Source organism: Balneola sp. (assembly GCA_002694685.1).
Taxonomy (GTDB): domain Bacteria; phylum Bacteroidota; class Rhodothermia; order Balneolales; family Balneolaceae; genus Gracilimonas.
On record NZMW01000004.1, the window covers coordinates 213,656 to 237,604 of the forward strand.

At 40.9% G+C, this 23,949-nt stretch carries 22 protein-coding genes and 2 tRNA genes; 17 read left to right on the forward strand and 7 right to left on the reverse strand.

Features of this window, described 5'->3' with window-relative positions:
* Positions 1–38: 38 nt before the first annotated feature.
* Positions 39–1,232 (forward strand): glucose-1-phosphate thymidylyltransferase, encoded by a 1,194-nt coding sequence (locus CL667_06460; protein ID MAL17336.1) that lies wholly within the window; start codon positions 39–41, stop codon positions 1,230–1,232.
* Between the two features lie 10 nt (positions 1,233–1,242).
* Here the strand turns inward: CL667_06460 and CL667_06465 are convergent, their stop codons facing one another.
* Entirely contained in the window at positions 1,243–1,797 is a 555-nt protein-coding gene (locus tag CL667_06465; protein MAL17337.1) for a hypothetical protein, read from the reverse strand.
* Positions 1,798–1,889: 92 nt separating this feature from the next.
* Here CL667_06465 and CL667_06470 point away from each other — a divergent pair, with 92 nt between their 5' ends.
* The 12 genes from CL667_06470 to CL667_06525 all read left to right on the forward strand — a co-directional run bounded on the left by CL667_06470 (position 1,890) and on the right by CL667_06525 (position 12,775).
* On the forward strand, positions 1,890–2,612 hold the full coding sequence (locus tag CL667_06470; GenBank protein MAL17338.1) for a pyridoxine 5'-phosphate synthase: 723 nt from the start codon (positions 1,890–1,892) through the stop codon (positions 2,610–2,612).
* Positions 2,613–2,639: 27 nt separating this feature from the next.
* Entirely contained in the window at positions 2,640–3,533 is an 894-nt protein-coding gene (locus CL667_06475) for a GntR family transcriptional regulator (protein MAL17339.1), read from the forward strand.
* Positions 3,534–3,627: 94 nt separating this feature from the next.
* Positions 3,628–5,553 carry a hypothetical protein gene (locus CL667_06480; GenBank protein MAL17340.1) on the forward strand — a complete coding sequence of 642 codons (1,926 nt, stop codon included), beginning with the start codon at positions 3,628–3,630 and terminating at the stop codon, positions 5,551–5,553.
* Between the two features lie 10 nt (positions 5,554–5,563).
* Positions 5,564–6,013, forward strand: a complete 450-nt coding sequence (locus CL667_06485) for a cupin (protein MAL17341.1) — start codon at positions 5,564–5,566, stop codon at positions 6,011–6,013.
* Positions 6,014–6,090: 77 nt separating this feature from the next.
* Positions 6,091–6,165 (forward strand) — tRNA-Gly (locus CL667_06490).
* 47 nt (positions 6,166–6,212) lie between these two features.
* Positions 6,213–6,398, forward strand: coding sequence for an excinuclease ABC subunit C (locus tag CL667_06495; GenBank protein MAL17342.1), 186 nt, complete (start codon positions 6,213–6,215; stop codon positions 6,396–6,398).
* 74 nt (positions 6,399–6,472) lie between these two features.
* Positions 6,473–6,554 (forward strand) — tRNA-Gly (locus CL667_06500).
* 208 nt (positions 6,555–6,762) lie between these two features.
* Positions 6,763–7,182 (forward strand): peroxiredoxin, encoded by a 420-nt coding sequence (locus CL667_06505; GenBank protein ID MAL17343.1) that lies wholly within the window; start codon positions 6,763–6,765, stop codon positions 7,180–7,182.
* 117 nt (positions 7,183–7,299) lie between these two features.
* Positions 7,300–9,399 carry a hypothetical protein gene (locus CL667_06510; GenBank protein MAL17344.1) on the forward strand — a complete coding sequence of 700 codons (2,100 nt, stop codon included), beginning with the start codon at positions 7,300–7,302 and terminating at the stop codon, positions 9,397–9,399.
* Positions 9,400–9,531: 132 nt separating this feature from the next.
* Positions 9,532–11,034: an amidophosphoribosyltransferase gene (locus tag CL667_06515; GenBank protein MAL17345.1), complete on the forward strand. Its 1,503-nt coding sequence runs from the start codon at positions 9,532–9,534 to the stop codon at positions 11,032–11,034.
* Positions 11,034–11,639: a YihA family ribosome biogenesis GTP-binding protein gene (locus CL667_06520; protein MAL17346.1), complete on the forward strand. Its 606-nt coding sequence runs from the start codon at positions 11,034–11,036 to the stop codon at positions 11,637–11,639. The genes CL667_06515 and CL667_06520 overlap by 1 nt, the downstream gene beginning before the upstream one ends.
* Before the next feature lie 32 nt (positions 11,640–11,671).
* Positions 11,672–12,775: a ribulose 1,5-bisphosphate carboxylase gene (locus CL667_06525; GenBank protein ID MAL17347.1), complete on the forward strand. Its 1,104-nt coding sequence runs from the start codon at positions 11,672–11,674 to the stop codon at positions 12,773–12,775.
* 4 nt (positions 12,776–12,779) lie between these two features.
* Here CL667_06525 and CL667_06530 read toward each other — a convergent pair whose 3' ends face one another.
* Positions 12,780–13,547 carry a hypothetical protein gene (locus CL667_06530; protein MAL17348.1) on the reverse strand — a complete coding sequence of 256 codons (768 nt, stop codon included), beginning with the start codon at positions 13,545–13,547 and terminating at the stop codon, positions 12,780–12,782.
* Between the two features lie 60 nt (positions 13,548–13,607).
* On the reverse strand, positions 13,608–14,870 hold the full coding sequence (locus CL667_06535) for a hypothetical protein (GenBank protein MAL17349.1): 1,263 nt from the start codon (positions 14,868–14,870) through the stop codon (positions 13,608–13,610).
* Between the two features lie 110 nt (positions 14,871–14,980).
* Between CL667_06535 and CL667_06540 the strand changes: the two genes are divergently transcribed.
* Together CL667_06540 and CL667_06545 are read left to right on the forward strand one after the other, a co-directional pair.
* Positions 14,981–16,165, forward strand: a complete 1,185-nt coding sequence (locus CL667_06540) for a hypothetical protein (protein MAL17350.1) — start codon at positions 14,981–14,983, stop codon at positions 16,163–16,165.
* Positions 16,162–17,280 carry an FAD-dependent oxidoreductase gene (locus CL667_06545; protein MAL17351.1) on the forward strand — a complete coding sequence of 373 codons (1,119 nt, stop codon included), beginning with the start codon at positions 16,162–16,164 and terminating at the stop codon, positions 17,278–17,280. The genes CL667_06540 and CL667_06545 overlap by 4 nt, the downstream gene beginning before the upstream one ends.
* A 53-nt stretch (positions 17,281–17,333) precedes the next feature.
* Here the strand turns inward: CL667_06545 and CL667_06550 are convergent, their stop codons facing one another.
* Positions 17,334–18,668 (reverse strand): hypothetical protein, encoded by a 1,335-nt coding sequence (locus tag CL667_06550; protein MAL17352.1) that lies wholly within the window; start codon positions 18,666–18,668, stop codon positions 17,334–17,336.
* Entirely contained in the window at positions 18,665–19,099 is a 435-nt protein-coding gene (locus CL667_06555) for a peptidase S24 (protein MAL17353.1), read from the reverse strand. The genes CL667_06550 and CL667_06555 overlap by 4 nt, the downstream gene beginning before the upstream one ends.
* Positions 19,100–19,233: 134 nt before the next feature.
* Here CL667_06555 and CL667_06560 point away from each other — a divergent pair, with 134 nt between their 5' ends.
* On the forward strand, positions 19,234–19,701 hold the full coding sequence (locus CL667_06560; protein ID MAL17354.1) for a fatty acid hydroxylase: 468 nt from the start codon (positions 19,234–19,236) through the stop codon (positions 19,699–19,701).
* 107 nt (positions 19,702–19,808) lie between these two features.
* Here the strand turns inward: CL667_06560 and CL667_06565 are convergent, their stop codons facing one another.
* Positions 19,809–20,381 (reverse strand): hypothetical protein, encoded by a 573-nt coding sequence (locus CL667_06565; protein MAL17355.1) that lies wholly within the window; start codon positions 20,379–20,381, stop codon positions 19,809–19,811.
* 110 nt (positions 20,382–20,491) lie between these two features.
* On the opposite strand from CL667_06565, the gene CL667_06570 reads away from it, so the two are divergent.
* Complete coding sequence (locus tag CL667_06570; GenBank protein ID MAL17356.1) at positions 20,492–23,239, forward strand: hypothetical protein; 2,748 nt, start codon at positions 20,492–20,494, stop codon at positions 23,237–23,239.
* 50 nt (positions 23,240–23,289) lie between these two features.
* Here the strand turns inward: CL667_06570 and CL667_06575 are convergent, their stop codons facing one another.
* Complete coding sequence (locus CL667_06575; GenBank protein MAL17357.1) at positions 23,290–23,949, reverse strand: phosphohydrolase; 660 nt, start codon at positions 23,947–23,949, stop codon at positions 23,290–23,292.

Consider the following 23,949-nt stretch of genomic DNA (forward strand, 5'->3'; position numbering starts at 1 on the left):
ATAACGATTACAATTTACATATAAAGCTTCACTTCAATATGAATATCTGCTTCTTTAATGATGAGAAAGCTTCCAGTTTTCAGCCTCTTACATTGACTCGCCCAATGGACGATTTAAGAGTGGGGATCTATAGCATAAGAGATAAATGGCGACGAGTATTAGGGGCTACATTTATCTGCAGGCTATTACCTGTGTATTTGGAGGGTGTCTTTTCATCAGGTGAAATGAATGAGAAGGAAGATGTTCTATGGATTAATCCCCGGTTGCTGCCTTCTGAAAAAATGGTAGCCAAAATAGAGGGACTCAATGCTGGGCAAAAAATAGACTACAAAGGCCAGTGCCTGGCTGCCAGAATAGATGGAGAAAAATCTATTCTCCTATTTAAAAAAAGAACTTTCACTGGATCTGATTTGGAGCCCGTTGATATAAGCGAAGCCATTATTCTAGAAAATTTATGGGACCTGCTGACCTTAAATGCCTTCGAAATCGAAAAAGACATTCCTTTAACTGGTTTAAAAACCGAGTCTGAGAAAGATGGTGATATTCAAAATAATATTTACAATCCTGAGAATACGTTTCTTGGAAAGGGTGTGAGTATTGAGCCTGGCGCTATAGTAATAGCTAAAGATGGCCCGGTTGTTATTATGGATGGAGCAACTATTGAAGCAGGTAGCATAGTTAAAGGACCGGTTGTTGTTGGTGAAGATGCTACTATAAAAATGGCCGCCCGGGTATATGGAGGGACAACTATTGGTCCGGTTTGTAAAGTTGGAGGTGAAATATCGAACTGTATTTTCCATTCGTATTCTAATAAAGGGCATGATGGATTTGTTGGGAATTCCATTTTCGGACAATGGGTAAATCTTGGGGCCGACACAAATACCTCAAACCTGAAGAATAACTACAGTTCAGTACGCATTTTTGATTGGGAAACTAAAAAGGAAATAGAGACAGGAGCCCAGTTCCTTGGAACTATTATGGGTGATCACTCCAAAACCGCTATTAATACCATGTTGAATACTGGAACTATTTGTGGGGTCAGTTCCAATATCTTTATGTCTGGATTTCCGCCGAAATATATTCCATCATTTTCGTGGGTTGGAGCTGAGGAGTATGGAGAATATCAGTTTGATAAAGCTGTCGAAGCAATGCATGCCATGATGAAGAGAAGAACAGTTGATCTTTCAGATGCTTACAAAAATATGATGCAGCATATTTCAACAAGTAGATAAATCGTAAGGGTTAAAAGATCCGTTTAGTGGAGAGATAATTCTCACTCCAATACGGAAAAGAGAGCTCTGAAATTTTGACCCCATTGCTTGTGGATGCATGTAAAAACTCACCTCGGTTAATCATTACCCCCACATGGAATGTTGTTCTGCCGGTTTTGAAAAAGACCAAGTCACCTGTTTGTATTTGAGCTTTTTCAACTTCTCTTCCAATTAGGAGCTGTTCCCTGGTTGTTCGAGGAATTTGAATGGAAAAATAATCTTCGAAAACTACCTGCATAAAAGCCGAACAATCAATACCACTATAACCGGAACCGCCTAATAAGTACGGGGTTCCTTTCCAATCCTGATAGGCAAGCTGTAAAAATTGTTGCATTTCCTGAATGGCAGGAGGCTGAGAGTTTTCGACAAAAGAACCTATTTCCTTCTCTTCATTCTTCTCATCATCCTCAGTTAATGCAGTTTTGGATTCAGGAGCAGATTTATCCCACGGAACAGTGCCTCTTTTAGCGACACCGCAGCTTGCAGTAATGAATAATATCAAAATTAAAATAGCACCCTTTTTCATAGCCAAACGATTTTTATTCTCACCTGTAAATATAATGGGATATGCTTACTTTTAAACACTGAGATAAGATTTTAAAAAATCACTGAAATCCTATGAATTTACTTGTCAACATCGATCATATAGCAACGCTAAGAAATGCAAGAGGTGAAGGTTACCCAGACCCGATTGAAGCTGCTGAGGTTTGTGAAAGAGTAGGAGCGGCCGGAATTGTATTTCACCTTCGCGGAGATCGGCGGCATATCAGGGATGAAGATGTTTACAGGTTAAAGGAGTCAGTACGTGGAACACTGGATTTTGAAATGGCGGCTTCAGATGAGATGCTTGAAATCTGCACAGAGGTTGACCCACACTTATGCACATTAGTACCTGAAGGAAGGGAAGAGTTAACTACAGAAGGTGGACTGAAAATGTCTACAGTGATGGATGACTATAGAACTCGTGTGTTCCCTGCCTTGAGAAAGACCAATATTGAGATCAGCTTATTTTTAGATCCCAATACTGAAGACATAGAGTTGGCACATGAACTTGGCGCCGATGCTATTGAACTTCATACCGGTACCTTTGCAAATGCTGATTCAAGAAAGCAGCAACATGAACTTACCCGATTGAGAAAAGCTGCAAGCCTTGCCAATGATTTAGGCATGAAAGTAAACGCAGGACATGGATTGAACCTTGAAAACCTGCCTGATTTGTTAGAAACTGTTCCTCATTTAAATGAAATTAGTATTGGACACGCCCTTGTAAGTAAATCGATTTATTGGGGTCTCGAAAAAACAGTTAAAGCCTATATGGAAATTATGGAGGATTATGCCTGATCAAAATAAATGGTGTAATTCTACAGTTTGAAAACCTCGGCAAAACATATCTCTGATCGTATTCGACTGATGATTGCGACTAAGCAGTTTCAGGTGGGTGAGATGTTGCCATCAACCCGTGAACTGGGTCAGCAGCTGGAAGCTAGTTTTCATACGGTCCGAAAAGCGTATCATATTTTAGAGGATGAAGGGTTAATCTTAGGTGAACAAGGGAGAGGCTTCACGGTAAAAACCCAGACTCCGCTTTTGGATAAATCTGCCCGATTAGAGGTCGGAGGTGAGAAAGTTCAGGCACTGGTTGAAGAGCTTATTGGTTACGGTTTGGATGAGTCTGAAATTGAACTCCTTTTTCAGGAACAATTGGGTTTTATGGAATGGCCCGACCGGATACAAACTTGCGCCAGTGTTGGCGAGAACCGTGAATTGGGACAAATGCTTGCGGATGCCATCAAAAAACAAGTTGGGGTAAAAAGTCAGGTTATTGAAGCTGATGAATATGAAAGTGCCGCTAAGTACGATGCCCTTTTTGTCCCAATCCACCTGATGAGCAATTTTCGAAGCCTTCGGGAAAGTTTGCTAATCATTCCGATTGTGTATGATTACGATCCGGATATTTTACTCTCAATGGTGGAAAGAGCAGCAATTGCGACTATAGGTTTAGTAGCCGGAAATGAAGAAACGATTCCGAAGCTTATAAATGAACTAAAGCGTTCTATTAATTTTGAAGGTTCTTTTGTGGCAGGGACAACGTATGGAAAATCATTACCGCTTTTTGTTCGGGACTCAGATCTTATCTTATACACTCCTGAAAGCGCCCGGTTGGTAGAACAAAAAGTACCCGAGAGAAGCCGACTCAGACTGGAATATTTACTTTCTGAGAAAAGTTCTGAAATGATTCGGGCAGAACTTTGGGATCAGTAGAATATCAAACAAGAAACATTGAATTTTGAACTTCGAAATGTTGCTTTTTAAAGCGTGCTAAGCTTAAAAATCAACATTTTAAACTAAACATTACTTGATAAAAAAAGTCATTACACAGGCGCTTGAAGCTATTGCACAAGAGATTGAAGCCGTTCGGGAAACTCCGTCAACGGATGTGTTGATGAATGGTGAACTCGAAAAAATATCAGGCGAATATATCTACACTTTCGACTCGCACAACCAGGGACTTAAGTTTGCTGAGGAAATCCGTGCGAAGATGGACGGCAAAGATTTTAAAGTTCAAGCTGTTGAGTTTAAGGACAAAAAAGTTCGCTTAGAATTTCCCGAAAACAAGGGCTCTAAAATTGATGAAGTGTATCTGGAGTGGGAGAATGATTATGTGCTCAAAAAAATGCAGGAGCATTTATTCACTCTTCAGGAAAAGTCGGGAAAAGTACCCCAGCTAAAAGCCTTGCTTAAACCAGAAAAGAACTTCAAGGCAAATACAGATTCGATAGACCCAGTTTTTGATGATCTTCGAAATCCTTCACAAAAAGAAGCGATAGAAAAATCCCTTAAAAATAATATCCTGTATGTGTGGGGTCCTCCGGGAACAGGTAAAACTGCCACACTTGGATTTATTATTGCCAACCTTTTGAAAGAAGGTAAACGTGTGCTTTTTGTATCAAACACGAATCGGGCTGTGGATGTTGGTTTATTGAGTGCTATAGATGCTTTATATGAAATAGATCCCGGTTTTAGCCTTCAAAATACAACCCGTTTTGGGGAAGCCGCCCTGGATGATCCTAGATTAGAGGATATCCTGTTCGAACATCAGGTTAAGACAAGAATAGATAGCCGCAAAGCTGATGCTGTTGAGCTAAGCAATATGCTAAGTAAATATGAGTCTCTTCAGGAGAAGGTTGATGATATGATGCGCAATGGGGAGGAAGTCCCTGAAGCGCTGGACCTGGAATGTCAGCTTGTAGGCAATAAGGTTGACGAGCATGGCGGAGTAGAGCAGCTCGAAGATAAAATTGATCGCCTGATGAATTTGAACGAGCGCTATGAGCTGAAGAAGAAGCAGCTTGTAGCCACCACCATGGCTAAAGTTTGTACTTCAGAGCTGTTCTATAATATCAGTTATGATGCTGTTGTAGTTGATGAAGGTTCAATGGCTGGAATTCCCTATTTATTGTTGATGGCCGCAAAAAGTAAAGAGCATTTAATTATCGCCGGTGACCCGATGCAGCTTCCTCCCATTGCAATCACAAACGATAAGGAAGCCCGTGAGTTTTTGGAACAGGATATCTTCACCTACGTTTCAAAATCAGATACTACAGAAGCACTATTCAACTGGCATGATGAGAACCCTGAGTTTACCTGCTTTTTTGATGTTCAATATCGTCTGAAAGATGACTTAGCCAGAGTGATCAGCGCGGTTTTTTATGAAGGAAGGCTAAAATCTGAAGCAAGTAAATCTGATCAGGTTAATGGTCTCGAGTCTGCCGGATCTGTAGCACTGGTAGACACAGCGAAGTATGGCCCGTATTTGGAGCAGGAGTCTGGCGAACGGGGATTCAAACCCATAAATGAAGTTCACCATAAATTGATAGAAGAAAGTCTAAAAAGACTTACTCGAAATCATGCACCAGAGAATATTGGAATAATTGTTCCATTTAGAAATAGCGTGTATAAAGTCAGGAATCATCTCTGGGAGCTAGGGTTTAAAGATATTGAAGTAGGGACTATTCATACTTTTCAAGGACGTGAAAAATCTGTCATTATTTTTGATACCGTTATGAGTGGCGAGTGGCAAAATGGAAGTATGAGACACTATTCGGTTCGTCCCTTTGATGAAACTAAAAATGGACTCAGCGTACCGCGTCTGTTGAATGTAGCTTTCTCAAGAAGCAAAGAGCTGTTAGTGATAATTGCTGACATGCAGCATGTTCAAAAAGTATATGGCAATAAGTTTTTGGGGCGTTTATTGAAGTCCGTTAAAGAAATATCAATTTAATGTAACCACCATGTCTAAAGTTATTAAGTGTGAAAATTTTGAATGGCAGGGAGTAGAAAGGAAAGACTATAAGTCTGATACCTCTTGTTATCAAGGGGTACATAGATATTCAATTTTGGGAGAAGGTGAGCACGAGCAGGAACTCAATTTTCAAACCCGATACTTTGAAGTCAATGCAGGAGGTTATACTTCACTCGAGTATCATCGGCATCCACACACAGTGGTGATTATAAGAGGCTCCGGTTCAATGGTTTTAGGGGATGAGATTTATGAGCTAAATATACACGATGTAGTATTTATCTCTCCGGAAACACTTCATCAATTTCATGCCGATAAGGAAGAGAATCTGGGTTTTATATGCATTGTAGATCGATATCGGGATAAGCCGACCTTACCTGACGATGATTACATAGCATCAGAAGTCAGGAATCCTGAAGTAAAAGAAAAATTAAAAAGATGAATTTAAAAAAAGCTTGAATTGTAGTTGCGAACACTCGTATATTTGATGCCCTTTCAAAAAGGGAATTTATTGATTAAGCGGGAATAGCTCAGTGGTAGAGCATCTCGTTGCCAACGAGAAGGTCGCGAGTTCGAATCTCGTTTCCCGCTCAAAAGGGTAGTTAAGGAATCTTAACTACCCTTTTTTATTTTGGATAATCATGCATTTCACATACATAATTTATAGTAAAACTAAGGATCAGTACTATACGGGGTCAACATCAGTTGGGGTTGTAAAGCGTATTGAACGACACAATGCAGGTTGGTCACGCTCCACAAAATCAGGAATTCCCTGGCAGATTGTATATATCAAAGGTTTTGAAATTAAAAGTGAGGCGCTAAAATGAGAGAACCATATCAAACGTCAGAAAAGTAGAAGTTTTATTGAGGCCTTAATTAATACTGAAGAGAATGAATATAAGCAGGAATAGCTCGGTGGCAGAGCATCTCGTTGCCAACGAGAAGGTCGTCCCGACTTTCGGGAAATCTCGTTTCCCGCTCAAAAGGGCAGTTAAGTTAAACTTAGCTGCCCTTTTTTAGTTTCCCAGTATTTTAGCAACTGAGTAGGCTGAAAAAATCTTGGGGATAATAAATTTAAGTTATTGGAAATAAAGGCAGCTGAGATATCTTATTTGCCTATACTATAGCAGGAATGTAATTCAGCCTTAAGCTGTTAAAGACATAGACTTAAAACTCAAAATAAAAGAAATTATGCCTACTAAGAAAGCAGAAGCAGTTTGGAGCGGAGATTTAAAATCCGGAATGGGAACAATGAAATTTGGAAGTGGAGCCTTTGAAGGGTCTTACACTTTTGCTTCCCGGTTCGAAAACGGAAAAGGTACAAATCCAGAAGAACTTATTGGTGCTGCCCATGCGGGATGTTATGCAATGGCTTTTTCTAATGAGCTTGACTCAGCTGGATTCACACCAAACTCTATGGACGTACAAGCTGATGTAACTCTTGACCCTGAAGCCGGAGCTATTACAACGATAAAGTTGACTGCGAAAGGTGATGTACCCAACATTGATGAAGATAAATTCCAGGAAATTGCGGAAGCCGCTAAGAAAGGTTGCCCCGTATCAAAAGCACTGGCAGGAGTTGATATACAACTCGATGCAAGTCTCTCCTGATATATATTATAGTTTATAAAATTTAGAAAGCTTCCTGAATTTCAGGAAGCTTTTTTATTATTATGGTTTTTATGAAAACAGACGCGCGGTTTAAATCTTAAAGCAGCAAAATTAAGCATGAAATTTGCACAGTTAGTTATAATTATTTCAGTTTGTACTGTGTCAAATATTTTTGCCTATTCTGCTCCTCAAGCTCAGATAGAAAGTGATACCGTTGAAGTTCGGTCTTTAATAGAAGAGGGAAAACAGGCAAATATAGTCGGAGAGTTAGGTAAGGCAGAACGGTTGTTAAGAAAAGCTGACAGCCTTTCGTATTCAATTGATTATGACTGGGGGAAAGAACAAGCTGCTCTTAATCTGGCTGATGTTTTTGATAATAAAGCTCAGTATGAAAAGGCTATTGAGTTAATGAAGCGTGCGATTGAAGAATTCCCCGAAAGTACATTTAAGGCCCATTTCTACAATACCTTAGCTTCGTCTTATTATGGAAATTTAGAACCAGACAAGGCAATAGAAAATTTTGAAAAAGCTTTACAATTTATTGAACTGCTTCCAGTCGAAGAAAGAGAAAGATTGCATGCCGGAATTCTGCAGAACATAGCTACCATTTATCAGAATAAAGGAGAAAGGGTAAAAGCCTTTAAAAATTATCTGGCAGCCATTCAATATGCTGAAGCTGCTAAAGACACTATGTTTTTAACGATTGCTTATAACAATATTGGCCAGGCATATAATAGTTCTGAAGACTTTGAAAAATCGCTCTTTTATTTGGAGAAGGCTTTAGAGTATGCTAAAGCTAAAAACTCCCAAATCGACATATATCGAGCCAGTTTAAATATGGCTAATACTCTGAGTAACATGAATCGTTATGATGAGGCTTTAAGTTTATATGAAATAGCTGGTGAGTTATTTACCGAGCTTAGGCCAAATGTTCCTCCTGCAATAATTTTGCATAACCGGGGCGCTACGCTGGCCCTCATGAAAAGATATACAGAAGCAGAGGAGCTGTTACTGGAGTCGCTCAGAATGACAAATGCAATGGGAATTCTAGAAGGGATCTATTTTAATCATCATATTTTGGGCAACATGTATTTTGATCTAGAGCGTAGCGAAGACGCCATTTTTCATCTGGAAAAAGCCGTAGATGCAGCTCAGGAAATTGGGAACATGCAACAGGCTCAGGCATCTCGAGATGCTTTACATAAATCTTTTGCTCAGGCGAATCGTTTTAAAAAAGCTTATGAAGCTCTTAACGAATACAAAACTTATTCGGACAGTCTTACTGATATTGTAAAGGAGAAAGAGTTAGCCGAGTTGGAAAGCAGAATGGAACTGAACCGGCAAAGTGAATTCAACAGGCTGTTAGAAGAAAAGCAGATTCAACAAGAGCAACAGCTTCAGTTTCAACTCTTTTTAATCATCGCTGCAACTGTGGTCGTTATCTTAGTGGTGATTTTATTATTTATAATGCGAAAAACTGCAAGAGAAAGAGAGGAAATCAATGTTCAGCTTCAGCAACAAAAGCGTGAGCTTGAGGAAGTAAATAAAACAAAAGATAAGCTCTTTGCGATTGTAGCACACGATTTACGGTCCCCACTAACATCTATGCAGGGGGTTCTTCACCTTATAAAAAATAATGTGATTTCGAACGAGGATATTAAAGATTTGATACCGGAGTTAGAATTATCAGTTCAGAAAAATGTAAACGTCATGGATGACCTACTGCACTGGGCGAAAGAGCAACTTTCTGGTGTAAAAATGGATGTAAAACCGGTCAATGTTCATGAAATCATAGATGAAATTGTATCAAGCCAATTATTCATTGCCAAAAGAAAAGGGGTAGCTGTTAAGCAGGATATTCCAAAAGATGAAATAATAATGGCTGACACTAATGCCCTTCAGTTGGTGGTTCGAAATCTGATTTCAAACAGTATCAAGTTTACCAATCAGGGTGACGAAATCGAGGTTATAGTTAAACCAAATGCTCACACCACGCAGATAATTATTAAAGACACGGGAATTGGTATCCCAAAAGAAGCGGCGGACAAAATCTTTGACAGCAAGTCGTGGACTCGCCATGGTACAAATAATGAGAAAGGAAGTGGCTTCGGTCTTAGCCTTAGTAAGGAGTTTGTTGAGCGGATGGGCGGTACTATTTGGTTTGAGAGTGAAGACGGGGAGGGTTCAACCTTTTATATTGAACTGCCAAAATCATAAATATTTTTCAGAATACTTTAGAAAAACTGTTTATAACCTGTAGATAACTTCTCGTAGTTCTAATTCCCGAAAGCCCTAATCATTTGTTATCTTTAATTGTTCATTAATCACTCATTTTGTGGAGCTTTAGATATGAGCGACAAACCTCGCGAGTATTGTGGAATTTACGGTATCTATAATCATCCCGATGCAGCCATTCATACCTACTATGGATTGCATGCACTTCAGCATAGGGGACAAGAGTCAGCAGGTATTGTAACATCTTATTTTGACGATGATAAAGAGCGTTACGCCATGCCCGCTTATAAAGATTTTGGGTTGGTATTGAATGTGTTTAGCAAATCTAAAATCTTCAAAAAGATATTGAAGGGTAATAATGCCATCGGGCATAACCGCTATTCAACCTCCGGTTCTTCCAAAAACCCGGCAAACATTCAGCCTTTCAGGGTCCATTACAGAAACGGAAATCTGGCTATCGGGCATAACGGAAATTTGTCGAATGCTAAACAAATACGTGACCGGTTTAGGAAGGAAGGGGTTCTTTTCCAAAGTACATCCGATACCGAACTGATCCTTCATCTGATTTCACACAGCGATAAAGAAGATCAGATGGAGCAAATTATGGATGCCCTGAACCAAATTGAAGGGGCATATTGTCTGGTTATTCTTACCGATGACAAATTGATAGCTGTTCGGGACCCCAATGGTTTTAGACCTTTGGCACTTGGAAAAGTTGACGGCGCATACTGCGTTTCAAGTGAAACCTGTGCTTTCGACATTAACAATGCTGAATATATTCGGGATGTACAGCCCGGTGAAGTAGTGGTTATTGATAGAGAAGCAGATGAGAATAATGAGCCCAAGTCCTACTCTATACCGCCTAAGGAAGGAACGGGAACCAGTCAATGTATTTTTGAATATGTGTACTTTTCTCGTCCGGATAGTAAGATTTTTGGGGAAATGGTGGACAAAATCAGGCGTAACCTTGGTAAGCAACTCGCCAAAGAGCATCCAATAGATGATATTGTAAAGAACAATAAGACTGGCAAGAAGCCGGTGGTTATTTCTGTCCCTGATTCCAGTAATACAGCAGCTCTTGGATATGCCAGTGAAAGCCAGAAATTAGGTCAGCGTTGTAAATACGATATTGGCTTGATTCGTAACCATTATGTAGGAAGAACTTTTATCTCTCCGGGGCAAAAGTCCCGCGAACAGAAAGTTCGAACAAAGTTTAATCCTGTTCGGGGAGTTATAGAAGATCGGGTTGTCATTATTGTTGATGATTCCATTGTGAGGGGAACCACATCCCGCTATCTAGTAGATATGATTCGCGAGTGTAATCCTGCAGAGATTCATTTCATTGTTAGCTCACCGCCTATAATTAGTCCATGCTACTACGGTATGGATTTCCCTAGTCCGGAAGAACTAATCGCTAATAAATTTGATCGAGACATTGATAGAATGGCAAAAGAAATTGGGGTTGATAGCCTTAGGTATTTATCAGCTGAAGGACTCGTCAGCGCTGTTAAAGAAGCAAACCCATCGGGCCATGATTATTGCACCGCTTGCTTTACCGGCGATTATCCGGTTCCGGTGAATTTTGGTGTCGAGAAAGAAGCAAATGAGCTTGTTTGATGTTTAACGCTCAGCCAAAATTTATTACAAGTGCCACTCAGCTCGAAGAATGTCCACCTGCTACGCTGCCGGAAGTCTGTTTTGCAGGTCGTTCAAATGTGGGGAAATCTTCGCTGATTAATGCCCTTCTGAATAAGAAAAACATTGCACGAACATCGAATGTACCTGGTAAAACCCAGCAGATGAACTATTACCAAGTAGGCAGTGAGTTTTTCTTGGTCGATTTGCCAGGCTATGGATATGCCAAAGTCCCTAAAAAGGAACGCGAACGCTGGGGTAAGAATATCCGGGAATATTTACTGGACCGGGAATCACTAAGCTTAATTTTGCACGTGGTTGATTGTCGCCATGATCCAAGTCAGCTTGACGAAGATTTTTTCTATTGGATGGCAATGAATGAGAAGCCATTTTCGGTGGTGTTGTCAAAATCAGATAAGATTTCCAGAAATAAAGTAAATCAGTCAAAGGCTAAAGTCCGGCGAGTTCTAAAGGAAATGAATATTGAAATTCCTATACTTCCCTATTCCTCAGATACCCGGGAAGGAGTTCCTGAAATTAAAGAACTAATCACCGAGTTTGTTACTCATTCTAAAACTGAGGGTTGAAAAGACTTACCAATCACTTTTCATAGAAGCTCGTGAATCGATTCACCGTATTTTATAGGATTACCTGTTACGATGGCGAAAACATTGATGAAAAGCTTCGCTGGATATGCCTTGAACAGGGTGTTGAATTACCCGAAGAGGTCGTATCTCAAGCAATTCTTGATAAAGTAGCCGGGCAGGTTCTGGATGTTAAACCATTAGGCAAAAATAGTTATCAAGCCTCTATCAGTTGGCCGATTGAAAATGCTGGAGCCGATCAAACCCAGTTTCTTAATATACTATTTGGCAACATTTCACTGAAAAGGGGAATTAAGGTCACTTCTGTCGATTGGGAAAATCTTACTGACTTATTTCAAGGCCCAATGTTTGGGATAGAAGGTATAAGAGAAGAATTTGGGATCAAAGAACGACCGATGGCATGTGGGGTCTTAAAGCCAATGGGGCTCTCCGCAGATGAAATGGCTAGTCAGGCTCGCCAATTTGCTTTAGGCGGTATTGATATGATTAAAGATGATCACGGGCTAGCTAATCAAGAATATGCTCCGTTTCAAGAACGGGTTTCAAAAGTTGCTCAGGCATTACAATTAGCAATGAAGGAGTCCGGAGTGCTGACCCGCTACTTCCCGAATATCACCGCAAGCGGATCAAAACTGATTGAGAATTACGAACTTGCTGCTGATCTGGGGGCTGACGGAGTGATGGTTCTCCCAGATTTATGTGGATATGAAAGTATGCATGAACTTGCTCAGCATAAGCTTGATTTAGCAATTATCGCGCATCCATCTTTTTCAGGAACTTTTGTAACGGATCCGGAACATGGATTCACACCTGCTTTTTTGTACGGAGAACTATATCGGGCATTTGGAGCTGATTTTACGATTTACCCAAATACCGGCGGGCGGTTTTCATTCACTCCAGAGGAATGTAAAGAATTAAATAAGGCTGCAAGAAATAGTAATTCACCATTTAAACCAGTCCTTCCTATGCCCGGTGGCGGTATGAAAAGGGAGACACTGCCTCACTGGATAAGTGAATATGGCAACGATACGGTTTTTCTGTTGGGAGCCAGCATGCTTCAGCACCCGAGTGGATTAGAGGCTGCAGCAAAAGAGGTTTCTGAAGTTTTATTGAGCTAATTCTTTAGTCAAAATCACCGGTCATATATCTTTTAGCTAATCGGCTTTCATTTACCCTTTTAAAATCTGTTAACTTTTCTTCAGAAAGGGAAGCAATAGTCATTTCCCGTTTACCTAAAGCACCTCGAGTACGAGCCACTTTCCAGTCAGCTGCGCACATAGCTCCTCTTGCTTTAGAAGCGGCACAATAGGTAGCTAACACTGATCCCGGACTTGAGAGTTGAGCAAGCTTTTTAAATGTTTTATCTGTCCATAATTCCTCATTGACTTCCGGTGAGAAAGGGTCATGAAAAATAAAATCAGCTCGAAGTGTTTCCACAGTAAAATCTTCAAACTTCCCGAAATAGATATTCAGAGTAACATTTAGCTCTTCTGAAGGCTTGATGGTGTTTAGTCCCGGATTCAAATCCGAAAAAAAAGAAGGCAGTAAATCATTTAAGTCAGGATGAACTAAATGGTCTCTGAAATCAAATTCCTCAGCTGTTTCAGCGTCAACGGGAAAGGCCTCAATGGTCCAGAACTCAACCGGGATTTGAATGTTGTGCTGTTTCAGAATATCCAGTAACAGAAGAAAGTTTAATCCGGTGCCAAAACCGATTTCCAGTATAGTTAAAGAGTCTGCTGTTTTTAAGTAATTGATTAAGCCCGATTTTTCAAAAAATACATATAGGCTTTCAGTAGCGGCACCATTTGGGTTATGGTAAAACTGTTCAAATGTATCTGAATAAAGGGTTGAAGAGCCGTCTTTTGTTTTATGAATTGAAGTAGACATACACAAAGATAAAGCATCCTTGGTGGTATTGAAACTCTTAGAAAAGTAGCGATTAATAAATCAGTTCTTACTCTTTAGAACAACTTTACCATAATTAGTTTTTGCATGTACTGAAGCGCTATTTTCAGGACTTCCAATGCTCCCTTTTGCATTTCCCGAAGATTTGTTTCCAACGAAATTAAGCTCATTACCAACTTCTACAGTGCTTCCTGATAGATTGAAAGTTGAATTTGTATTAGTTGGCACCCAAATAGAAATAGTACCGGCACCAGTTGTTGCATTTGAAGAGTGTTGAATATCCAGAAATTTCAGTTCAATGTTTCCCCCATTTGTTGAGGCCTGTACAGAACCTGAGACATCAATAGCTTGTAAATTACCACCGGAGGTTTTCATCGCTATCACTCCTTTAGAATCTTTGACCAGGATATGACCGCCAAGGGAATTCAATTCGAAATCACCTTCAGCTCCTGCAGCGGTTATATGTCCGCCATTGGTTTTTGCTTGTACCCGGCCTTTTACGTTATTCAGCTTTATATGGCCTCCTAAGGTATGATAAGTCTGCTCTCCATTCATATTACTTGAAGTTATATGACCTGCTTTGGTAAGAGAAGTAAGCATCATTTTGGATGGAATGGATAGGGTTGCTTGCAAATGTATGTTCTGATCTTTTGATGAATTTTCGACAGGTGTTACGGAAAATACACCGACTCCATCTTGAACTTTTGCAACGGTTCTGATTTTAGATTCGAGATCAGCTTTTGTTGAAACTTGCCCGGAAGCTTGAATAGTAAAAGTAGCTTCATTGTTAGAGCTCCCAATAATTTCTATGGAACCAAAAGGTAGTTCTATATCTGCCTCGTTAAATGCAGAGGCACTAAGTTCTTGATAAAATGTGTACACACCGGGAGAGGCAGCAGTCCATTTGCCGGGTGAATCTTTATCACCTTTGCTAACCATTGCAGATTCTTTGTCGGCACTGAAATTCACTTTAATATGCTCTTTCTTGAGGTCTTCAATGACTTCATTGATTTCAGCTTCAAAATCTGCCTGTATTTCTGCTGGTAAAAATGTCGATAAGCTTTTAAGACTCTTTAGCTTTTCCAGATCTTCAAGCTCAGATAGATTTTCTAGGTTTTCAAGTTCCTTTAGGTGCTCGAGTTCGAGGCCTTTCAATTGATCTGTACTGAAACTCTTATCTAAATCAATAGTAATGGCTTTTGCTTCAGTGTGTTGCTGGTTATTGGAGTGGTTTTCTACCAGATAAATGGCGATCCCAACAAAAAAGAAACCAGCCAAAATAATTTCCCAAGATGTAGTCTTCATATGTCCTTCTTTTTCTCTGTGCAAAACGACTACGGTTTCCTATGCGAAAGGTTACGTTGAATCCTATAATATCCTTATCATCAGGCAAAGACTTAATTCAAAGAAAAAGTATGCATTCCAAAATTAAAGAACTTGCTAAACAACACTTTCAGGAAGCTGTGGAAACACGCAGATATTTACATCAGCATCCTGAAGTCAGTTACAAAGAATTTGAAACCACCAAGTTTATCAAGTCTGAACTCGACAAACTCGGAATACCCTATGAAAGCCCTCTTGAAACCGGTTGTGTTGGGATTTTGGAAGGTGGGAAAAAGTCTGATCGTGTTATTGCACTTCGTGCCGACATTGATGCTCTTCCAATTACAGAGGAGGGTGAAGCTAAGCAAGCCTTCATGTCAAAAAACGACGGTGTTGCTCATTGTTGCGGACATGATGCGCATACCTCAAACCTTTTGACGGCTGCAAAAATACTTAAAGAGCTTCAGGGTGAAATTGAAGGTAAGGTGTTGTTAGTCTTTCAGCCTGGTGAGGAAAAACTGCCAGGTGGGGGGCGATTACTTAGCGAGACCGGATTTTTGCAAGAACAAGGAGTTCAGGCAATTTATGGGCTGCACACTTCACCAATGCATAAACCGGGTACTATTGCCACAAAAGTGGGGCCTTTAATGGCCGCACCTGATGAATTTGAAGTCGAGATTATAGGCAAAGGAGGACATGCAGCAAGAGCTCATGAGGCCGTTGACCCGGTTGTGTTATCTGCTCAATATATAAATGCTATTCAAACAGTAGCCAGCAGAAGTGTGGATCCTACCGAACCGGTAGTTGTTACTGTTGGCCGAATTGAAGGAGGTACGGCGTATAACATCATCCCGGAAAAAGTGAAGCTGTGGGGAACTGCCAGAACATTAACCCCTGAAACTGCTGAGTTGGTTGAGGAGCGACTGGAAGCCTTAGCCAAAGGAATTACCGAGTCAGCCGGTGGGAGCTACACGTTCAATTTCAACAAAGGATATCCGGCAGTAATTAATACGGAGACTGAAGCGGAAACCGTACTTGGTTCTATGAAGAAGCTATTTGGGGAGGACTCGGCTATAGAAATGAGAAGACCAATTATGGCAGGAGAGGATTTCTCATTCTACCAGCAACATTTTGCAGGCGCTTTCTTTTTTGTAGGAAGTGGGAGTGAAGATTCCGATTCGAAATACCCCTGGCATCATCCTAAATACAATGTGGATGACCGGTTTTTTGAAGTGGCTACTCCTTTAATGGTTTCATTGGTTTTTGATCACAAATGATAAATACTGAGCGATCTTTTTGGGAAGCTGAATTATATTATCAGAAGTATAACCTGATTGTAGTTGGGGCCGGACTTACGGGCCAGTCGATTGCTCATTTCTACAAAAAAACTCACCCTCAGAAAAAAGTGCTTGTCTTGGATCGCGGGTTTTTCCCGATTGGTGCCAGTACCCGAAATGCTGGCTTCGCTTGTTTCGGATCTGTAACTGAGCATATCTCTGATATGGAAATTGAAGAGGAATCGAATATTGTCGATCGCATTCGCAGAAGGTGGACCGGATTGAAGCTGCTTCGGGAAACATTGGGAGACAGCTCTATAGGTTATCAGGAACCGGGAGCGTATGAGGTTTTTACTGATTCAGAGGTTTATGAAAAAGCTTTAGATCATCTGGACATGTGTAACCGCTGGCTTAAAGAAGCATCAGGTTTAGAGGATGTTTATCAGGCTACAGAAGTAAATGATTTCTCAGCAATCAGTATTAAAGGAGAAGGATGTCTTCACCCCGGCAAAATGATGAAAACTTTATATGAACAAAATCTGAAGTTGGGAATTGAGTTCAGGTGGCAATCAAAAGTAGAGTCAATTCATGCTGAAGAAGGCATTGTTAGGCTTGAAAATCAGATTGAGTTTAAGGGCGATCAGCTTGCAGTTGCTACCAATTCATTTACGGCTGAATTATTGGATGAGGTAGAAATAAAGCCCGGACGTGGTTTCGTATTTGTTACTAAGCCAATTCCCGATTTCAAATGGAAGGGCACCTATCATTATGATCGGGGTTACTATTATTTTCGTGGTGTTGGGGATAACCAATTGTTGCTTGGCGGAGGTCGAAGTTTAGACATTGATGTTGAGACAACAATTTTATTTGGGACGAATGAAAAAATCCGAAATCATCTCATATCCTTTGCAAATGATGTTTTAAACCTTCCTGAAGGATGGGAAGTTGAAAAAGAATGGTCGGGAATCATGGGGTTTACAAATACTAAGAGTCCCATTCTGAAAAGAGTTTCAGATAAAACCATCGTAGTTGCAGGGCTCAGCGGTATGGGGGTAGCACTTGGAATGCAGCTTGGTAAAGAAGCAGCGGAACGGTTGGGTGATATAGTGATATAGTGATAGGGTGATTTTCACTATATCACTATATCACTATATCACCCTCCACCCAATCACTTAGTTTTTGCCACCATAATATCTTTCCAATCGGTGGTATATCTTTTACTTAGAAAATTTTGATTCATTTTCCACGGTGCATCTTTCTGGTTTTTTCTATGTAATCCGGTTGAGGCAAAGGCTGCTGTATTCCGGCCATGACGCGTATTAATTTTATCCAGACAATCCATCAATCGATGCTGTCGCTGCGTGTACAATTCAGGGTCAAATAAATCCATTTGGACTTCGCTGTGTGGTACAATTCCGGTGAGCATCACAGCAGCTTTCTTATACTTTGTGTTTTCCTGAAAAACTTGTCTGGTAATAACCCTTCCGGCCTGAAGCATAGTTGGTGTGTTAGCGGTAGGCACTTGAAAGAAATATCCTCCGCCATATTTATACTTCCCTTTAAGATTATCGTACTTGTCGCCAATAAGCGTGACGTGCATACAGGAGGCTACACTTTTCTGAGCCCGTAATTTTTCCCCAGCCCGGCTTATGTAGGTAGAAACAGCTTCCTGAATTTCATTCAAATCATACAGGGGCTTTCCAAACATGCGGGAAGTAAGGATGCCTTTTCGGGAGTCGAGTGCATCGCTTAATTTCATACAAGGTAATCCATTGAGCTCCAGCACAGTTCTGAGTCCAGTCACATTTAAATGCTTTCTGACCCAGCGCTTATGATCTACTTTCTGCTTTAAGTCATAAGCCGTCTTGATTTCAAAGCGGTTCAGCCGAACCGTAAGTCTTTGCCCGATTCCCCACACTTTTTGAAGGGGCATGCTTTGCAGAATCTGATCCGTCCCGGGGTTATCACATAAATTCAATACACCGTTATAGGTGAGGTTTCTCTTAGCTGTTTCATTCGCAATTTTTGCCAGCGTTTTACTTGGCGCAATTCCGACTGATACCGGTAAGCCGGTCCATTTATACACCGTATCCTTGATATGTTGACCGTATTTCTGAAGATCAGAGTATGTTTGAGTAGATACCTCAGCGAATGCTTCATCAATGCTGTAAACCTCAATAGCGTGGGTAAGGTGGCGGAGTGTTTCCATCACCCGCTGCGACATATCACCATACAAAGGATAGTTGGAAGAGCGAACGACAACACCATTCTCTTTAAACATTCTTCGGTATTTGAATTCCGGAGCTCCCATTGGAATATCAAGTTTCTTCGCCTCCTCAGAACGGGCAATGACACAGCCATCATTATTGGAAAGAATAACGATTGGTTTTCCCTCCAGCGAAGGGTTGAAAGCCCGTTCACATGATGCGTAAAAGTTGTTACAATCCACCATCGCATAAGCGATAGAACTTCGATTGTTAAAATTCTCCAGGTTTAAGTTCATGTCTCGTACCGGTGAATAACATGCGTGACTACGCCCCAGATTAGCCAGTTAGTATCGGGGTGAATGGAGATGGGCTCGAACCGGGCATCGTCTGAAATTAAAAATAACCGCGACCCTCTCTTAACCAGCCTCCTTATCACAGGCTCCTCTTCGATCGCGGCTATTACAATGGCTCCGTCAGTAGGATGTACGGAACGATCAACAACAAGGATGTCACCGTCATGCACACCCGATGCTTTCATAGCATTTCCTTCAGCCCGCACATAAAAAGTAGCGGCCGGCCTATGCACAATCAGCTCTTCCAAATCCAATGGTTTTTGGAGGTGATCAGCAGCTGGAGAAACAAAACCGGTCTCAGCTTTTTGGGAAAGCTTGACCTCATTTCGCTGCTTCTTTGCTGAACCTCCCTGATAAATTTCGAGTCCCTCCATGCGTACCTCAATTGCTTACATATATTATATGTATAAAGTATGTGTATTCATGGAAAGAGTAAACTATTATCTCGAAAAATTAGTTTGCTATTCGGAAGTCAGGACTTCAAATTGCAGTAAAACAAAGTGGCAGAATGGATTGGTTATATTTGGCGGGTTTCACAATAGCAGGAATGGTGGGGATGGAAGTTGTTTCCTATTGTGTGCACCGCTGGTTGTTTCACGGAATTTTGTGGGATATTCACGAATCACATCATAAACCTGACCATGGACTGTTCGAGCTAAACGATATTTTCTCACTATTTTTTGCAGGAGTTTCAATCTGGCTGATGGTAGATGGGGCGGAAGCCATGTTTAGTTCCCCGGCATTTGGGATTGGAGCCGGCATCGCCGCCTACGGAGTGCTGTACTTTATAATCCACGACCTGTTCACACACAAACGATTTGTGCCCTTCAGCAGCGACAGTAAAATTATGAAGCTGGTTCGAAGAGCACATCAGCGACATCATCAGGATGTGGGCAAAGAGGGAGCGGAACCCTATGGCTTATTTTTGTTTCCCTATGACAAATACCCTGAGCGAAAGCGAAAATTTGATCGGTGATCAGTTACTGATTTAGTCATTCCTGCGGAGGCAGGAATCTGGATGTGTTAAAAGCTGAATGATTGAAGAAGGATAACCAGATCCCGGGCAACTGCTGTGAGACGACTTTAGGCTCCAAACCTTTCCTTCAATTCTCTCATCTGTTCAAAATGCCTTCTTTGGTGAGCTTCTTGAATAGCAAAGCATGACGTCAGCGACATCGGCACAAATTTCACAATAGGGTTTCGGGTTTTGATGTGATCTAAGTCCAGCTGTTCCAGCTTTGCTTTTTTGAGGATGTGAATGATTTCGTCCTGCAGTTTTAGGAATCCATCGAGTACATCTTTTTTATTCATCGCTTTTCCTTCCACCGGTTCAAAAGCGGCAACGGTTGGCAGTTTACGCCGGTTTTCCGGGCTTACTTGTCCAATAAACCAGCGAAATAGAAAATTCGGTGTGAAAGGATCGCTGCCTTTAGGTAAATCTTCGTCAGGTTTGTTAAGGCCTTTTTTTATTTGGGGGAGGTATTCGTTTCCGGCTTGTGTCAGGTGATTTAGAATTTCTCCCATACTCCACTTATCCTCGGCCGGTTTTCGAAGAAAGACATCATCAGCCGTATTTTGAACCAAATGATCTGCCGTTTCTTTTGCTTGTGTAAAAGCTTCAAGGAGATAATCGTAGGTGTAATCTGAGTTTTTCATAAGCCGTAAAGTTATTGAGGTAAAAGAATCCTAAAGAAACCAATATATAATTTCATCTGATGCACGAATACATTTAATTTGAATCATCATTTTCAACAAAGTATAGAATCATGCATTTACTGAAAACCCGTTTATTTCTTTTTTTAATTGCAGCGTTATTAGTGCCAGGCTTGGGTACGGCTCAGGGCGTTTTGAGTTTCGAAGACGTTATGAAATTCGAGGACATTGGTTCAATTCAATTGTCAGATAATGGTAATTGGGTCGCCTATGAAGTGTGGCCGGACCGTGGAGATGGACGGGTTGAAGTGAAGAGTATTAATGGCAGAAATACATACTCGATGGTATTAGGTGCCTCTCCAAGAATCACCCCGAACGGTGCGTGGGTTGCTGCTTACAGAAAGGTGCCGCTTGCAGAAGAACTGAAAGTCAAAAAGAATGCTCCCAAACAAGGACTATCTTTACTTGCTACAAACGATGGTTCCATAACCGATTTTGACAGCGTGCAATCCTTTACGTTTTCTGAGGATGGAAACTGGCTGGCTATTAAGCATTATCAATCGAAAGCAGTAGAGGATCTGAAATCGAAGAATAAGAAATTGGGGACGTCTGTTACGCTTCGTAATGTGAATTCCGGTTCTGAATTTGAGCTTTCTTTTGTAAGGGAAATGGAATTTGACAGTCTTTCTAATTACCTGGCGTATTCGGTAGTAGATACTTCCAACCAAGAAAATGGGGTGTATGTTTTTGATTTGAATGATGAAGAATCACGATCAGTAAATGCAGTTGAACGTGGATACTACGCCAACCTGACTTGGGATTACGACCTGCAAAAACTGGCCTTCACCAAAGCCACTTATGATACTTCATACACGGAAAGCAATGCTTCCATACATATTTGGGATGGGAATAGTGACGACCTCTCAACTATACTAAATGCTGATGATGGAAATGAAGGATTTGTGCTCCGCTCGAACAACAACCTTGTTTTTACACATGATGGCAATCGTCTGTTTTTTGGATTCATGGATGCTGAAATGATGGCTTTAGATACTAAGAAAGAAGACAATGACGACGAGGAAATAGATATCTATAGCGTAGATGACATTGTGGAAGATCGGGGCTTGGATGTTTGGCATGGAGATGATCCGAGAATTAAAACCCATGAGATTGTAAGCTGGAATTCAACTAAGAATCATCTTTATACCGCGGTCTATCATTTGGATAAAGAAAAGTGGGTGCAGCTTGCAGATTATGAAATGCCGGAAATAAATATCGCTCATAATCCGAATGTAGTACTGGGGAGCTCGCAAGTTCCATATATGAAAGAAATGACCTGGGAAGGTTTCTTCGACGATTGGTACTACGTGAATTTGGAAACAGGTAAGCGAACGATTATTGGAAAGAAATTATCGGAAGGAGTGAACCTATCGCCGGGCGGAAAATTTGCAGTTTTCTACACCAATAAGCACTGGAATATGCTGGATATTGAAGAAGGCACAATACGAAATATTACACAAAATATGGATGTGCCTTTTTATGATGAAGATCATGATTATCCATCCAGAGTGCCAGATTATGGTGTTGCCGGATGGATTGAAGGTGAGCGCGCCGTGATGATCTACGATAAGTACGATATCTGGAGATTCCCTACAGATTTCGGTGAACCCATGAATATAACGAATGGTGAAGGCCGTGAAGCAAAACGAATTTTTCGGATCGAGCGGATGAATAAAGATTGGGGTGAAGCCTATTCAAATAATGAAGATTTATTACTGAACTCCTACCACGATATGAACAAAAACTTCGGATTCTATTCCGCCAAAGCAAATCGATCAGGGGTTAGCCGATTGCTTGAAGAGGACAAGAAATTCACCTTTGTGGAAAAAGCCGAAGATGCCAACACAGTACTATATAAAAGAGAAGCCTATGATGAGTTTCCGAATATCTGGGTGTCGAATAACTGGCAATTTAAAAGAACCAATAAGCTTACAAATCTCCATGATGACCTTCATGAAAAGTGGAATTGGGGAAAGGCAGAGCTTATCGATTGGTTAAGCCTGGATGGGAAGTTTATACAAGGGGTAGTTATCAAGCCGGATAATTATGATCCGAACAAACGCTACCCCATCATGACTTACTACTACCGTTTCTTTACGGACCGTCTGCACGATTTCAATGAACCCAAAACAAATCACCGCCCGGTTTTTGCGCAATATACAAGTGATGAATATGTGGTTTTTCTGCCGGATATTCGGTTTGAAATTGGTGAGCCCGGCTTTGCTTCCACCAAAAGTTTAGTACCTGGAATCCAGAAACTTATTGAAATTGGTATAGCAGATGAAGATAAGTTGGGGCTCCACGGACACTCCTGGAGTGGCTATCAAACAGCTTTCATGGTCACTCAAACTGATATTTTTGATGCCGCTGTTTCCGGTGCACCGGTTAGTAATATGACAAGTGCCTACAGTGGAATTCGTTGGGCATCAGGACTTGCACGTCAATTTCAATATGAGAAAACCCAGAGTAGAATTGGACAAAGTTTGATTGAAGCACCCGAAAAGTATATCGAAAACTCACCGGTATTCTTTGCCGATAGAATCGAAACCCCGATGCTCATTATGCATGGTGATGCAGATGGAGCTGTGCCGTGGTATCAAAGTATTGAGATGTATTTAGCTATGCGCCGATATAACAAAGACGTGGTGTTTTTGCAGTATCATGATGAACCGCATCATCCCCAAAAATTCAGTAACAAGCTGGATTACGCCATCCGCATGAAAGAGTATTTTGATTACTATCTGAAAGGGGTTGGCGAACCGGAATGGATTATTGAAGGAGAAGCGTACCGAGGAAATTAGAAGTGCCGGCTTGGAAATTTTTGAATTAATTCTGGTTTAAAACCCACAATTTATAATTCAGAATTTCCATCCCATTCGGCCATAAACTGATCTACGTACTCTTTCATGAACTGGTGTCTTTTTTCGGCTTCTTGTTTTCCTGAATCAGTGTTCATCCGGTCTTTGAGTAGAAAGAGTTTTTCGTAGAAGTGGTTGATGGTTGGCCCGGTACTTTTTTTGTAGGCCTCAAACGAATCATGAGCTTCGGGTTTGATGTCGGGATTATAAAGCTCGCGACCCTTATATCCGCCGTAAGCAAAAGCACGGGCAATACCGATAGCACCCAGAGCATCAAGGCGATCTGCATCTTGTACTATTTTCCCCTCAATGGTTTTCATGGGGGTTTCTACATCTGCTCCTTTAAAAGAGACATCCCGAATAATATCGCAAATATGGATGATAAGAGGTTCTTCTACCTTTAATTCCTGAAGCCATTTTTTTGCGGTAGCAGGACCAATTTCTTCATTCCCATCGTGGAATTTATGATCAGCGATGTCGTGCAATAATGCAGCCATTTCAACAATAAAAAGATTAGCCTTTTCTTCTATAGCAAGCTTTAAAGCCGTATTTCGAACCCGGTGGATATGCCACCAATCGTGACCAGTGCCTTCACCCTCAAGTTTTTTCCGAACGTAATTTTCTGTTTTGGATAGCAGCAGAGATTTACTCAT

Bases quoted from the DNA above. Each gene is read 5' to 3' on its own strand.
- CL667_06510 (MAL17344.1), top strand. From the start codon at position 7,300: ATGAAATTTGCACAGTTAGTTATAATTATTTCAGTTTGTACTGTGTCA.
- CL667_06470 (MAL17338.1), top strand. From the start codon at position 1,890: ATGAATTTACTTGTCAACATCGATCATATAGCAACGCTAAGAAATGCA.
- CL667_06560 (MAL17354.1), top strand. From the start codon at position 19,234: ATGGATTGGTTATATTTGGCGGGTTTCACAATAGCAGGAATGGTGGGG.
- CL667_06555 (MAL17353.1), bottom strand. From the start codon at position 19,099: ATGGAGGGACTCGAAATTTATCAGGGAGGTTCAGCAAAGAAGCAGCGA.
- CL667_06515 (MAL17345.1), top strand. From the start codon at position 9,532: ATGAGCGACAAACCTCGCGAGTATTGTGGAATTTACGGTATCTATAAT.
- CL667_06460 (MAL17336.1), top strand. From the start codon at position 39: ATGAATATCTGCTTCTTTAATGATGAGAAAGCTTCCAGTTTTCAGCCT.
- CL667_06485 (MAL17341.1), top strand. From the start codon at position 5,564: ATGTCTAAAGTTATTAAGTGTGAAAATTTTGAATGGCAGGGAGTAGAA.
- CL667_06520 (MAL17346.1), top strand. From the start codon at position 11,034: ATGTTTAACGCTCAGCCAAAATTTATTACAAGTGCCACTCAGCTCGAA.
- CL667_06465 (MAL17337.1), bottom strand. From the start codon at position 1,797: ATGAAAAAGGGTGCTATTTTAATTTTGATATTATTCATTACTGCAAGC.
- CL667_06535 (MAL17349.1), bottom strand. From the start codon at position 14,870: ATGAAGACTACATCTTGGGAAATTATTTTGGCTGGTTTCTTTTTTGTT.
- CL667_06575 (MAL17357.1), bottom strand. From the start codon at position 23,949: ATGAGTAAATCTCTGCTGCTATCCAAAACAGAAAATTACGTTCGGAAA.
- CL667_06530 (MAL17348.1), bottom strand. From the start codon at position 13,547: ATGTCTACTTCAATTCATAAAACAAAAGACGGCTCTTCAACCCTTTAT.
- CL667_06495 (MAL17342.1), top strand. From the start codon at position 6,213: ATGCATTTCACATACATAATTTATAGTAAAACTAAGGATCAGTACTAT.
- CL667_06545 (MAL17351.1), top strand. From the start codon at position 16,162: ATGATAAATACTGAGCGATCTTTTTGGGAAGCTGAATTATATTATCAG.
- CL667_06540 (MAL17350.1), top strand. From the start codon at position 14,981: ATGCATTCCAAAATTAAAGAACTTGCTAAACAACACTTTCAGGAAGCT.
- CL667_06550 (MAL17352.1), bottom strand. From the start codon at position 18,668: ATGAACTTAAACCTGGAGAATTTTAACAATCGAAGTTCTATCGCTTAT.
- CL667_06505 (MAL17343.1), top strand. From the start codon at position 6,763: ATGCCTACTAAGAAAGCAGAAGCAGTTTGGAGCGGAGATTTAAAATCC.
- CL667_06565 (MAL17355.1), bottom strand. From the start codon at position 20,381: ATGAAAAACTCAGATTACACCTACGATTATCTCCTTGAAGCTTTTACA.
- CL667_06570 (MAL17356.1), top strand. From the start codon at position 20,492: ATGCATTTACTGAAAACCCGTTTATTTCTTTTTTTAATTGCAGCGTTA.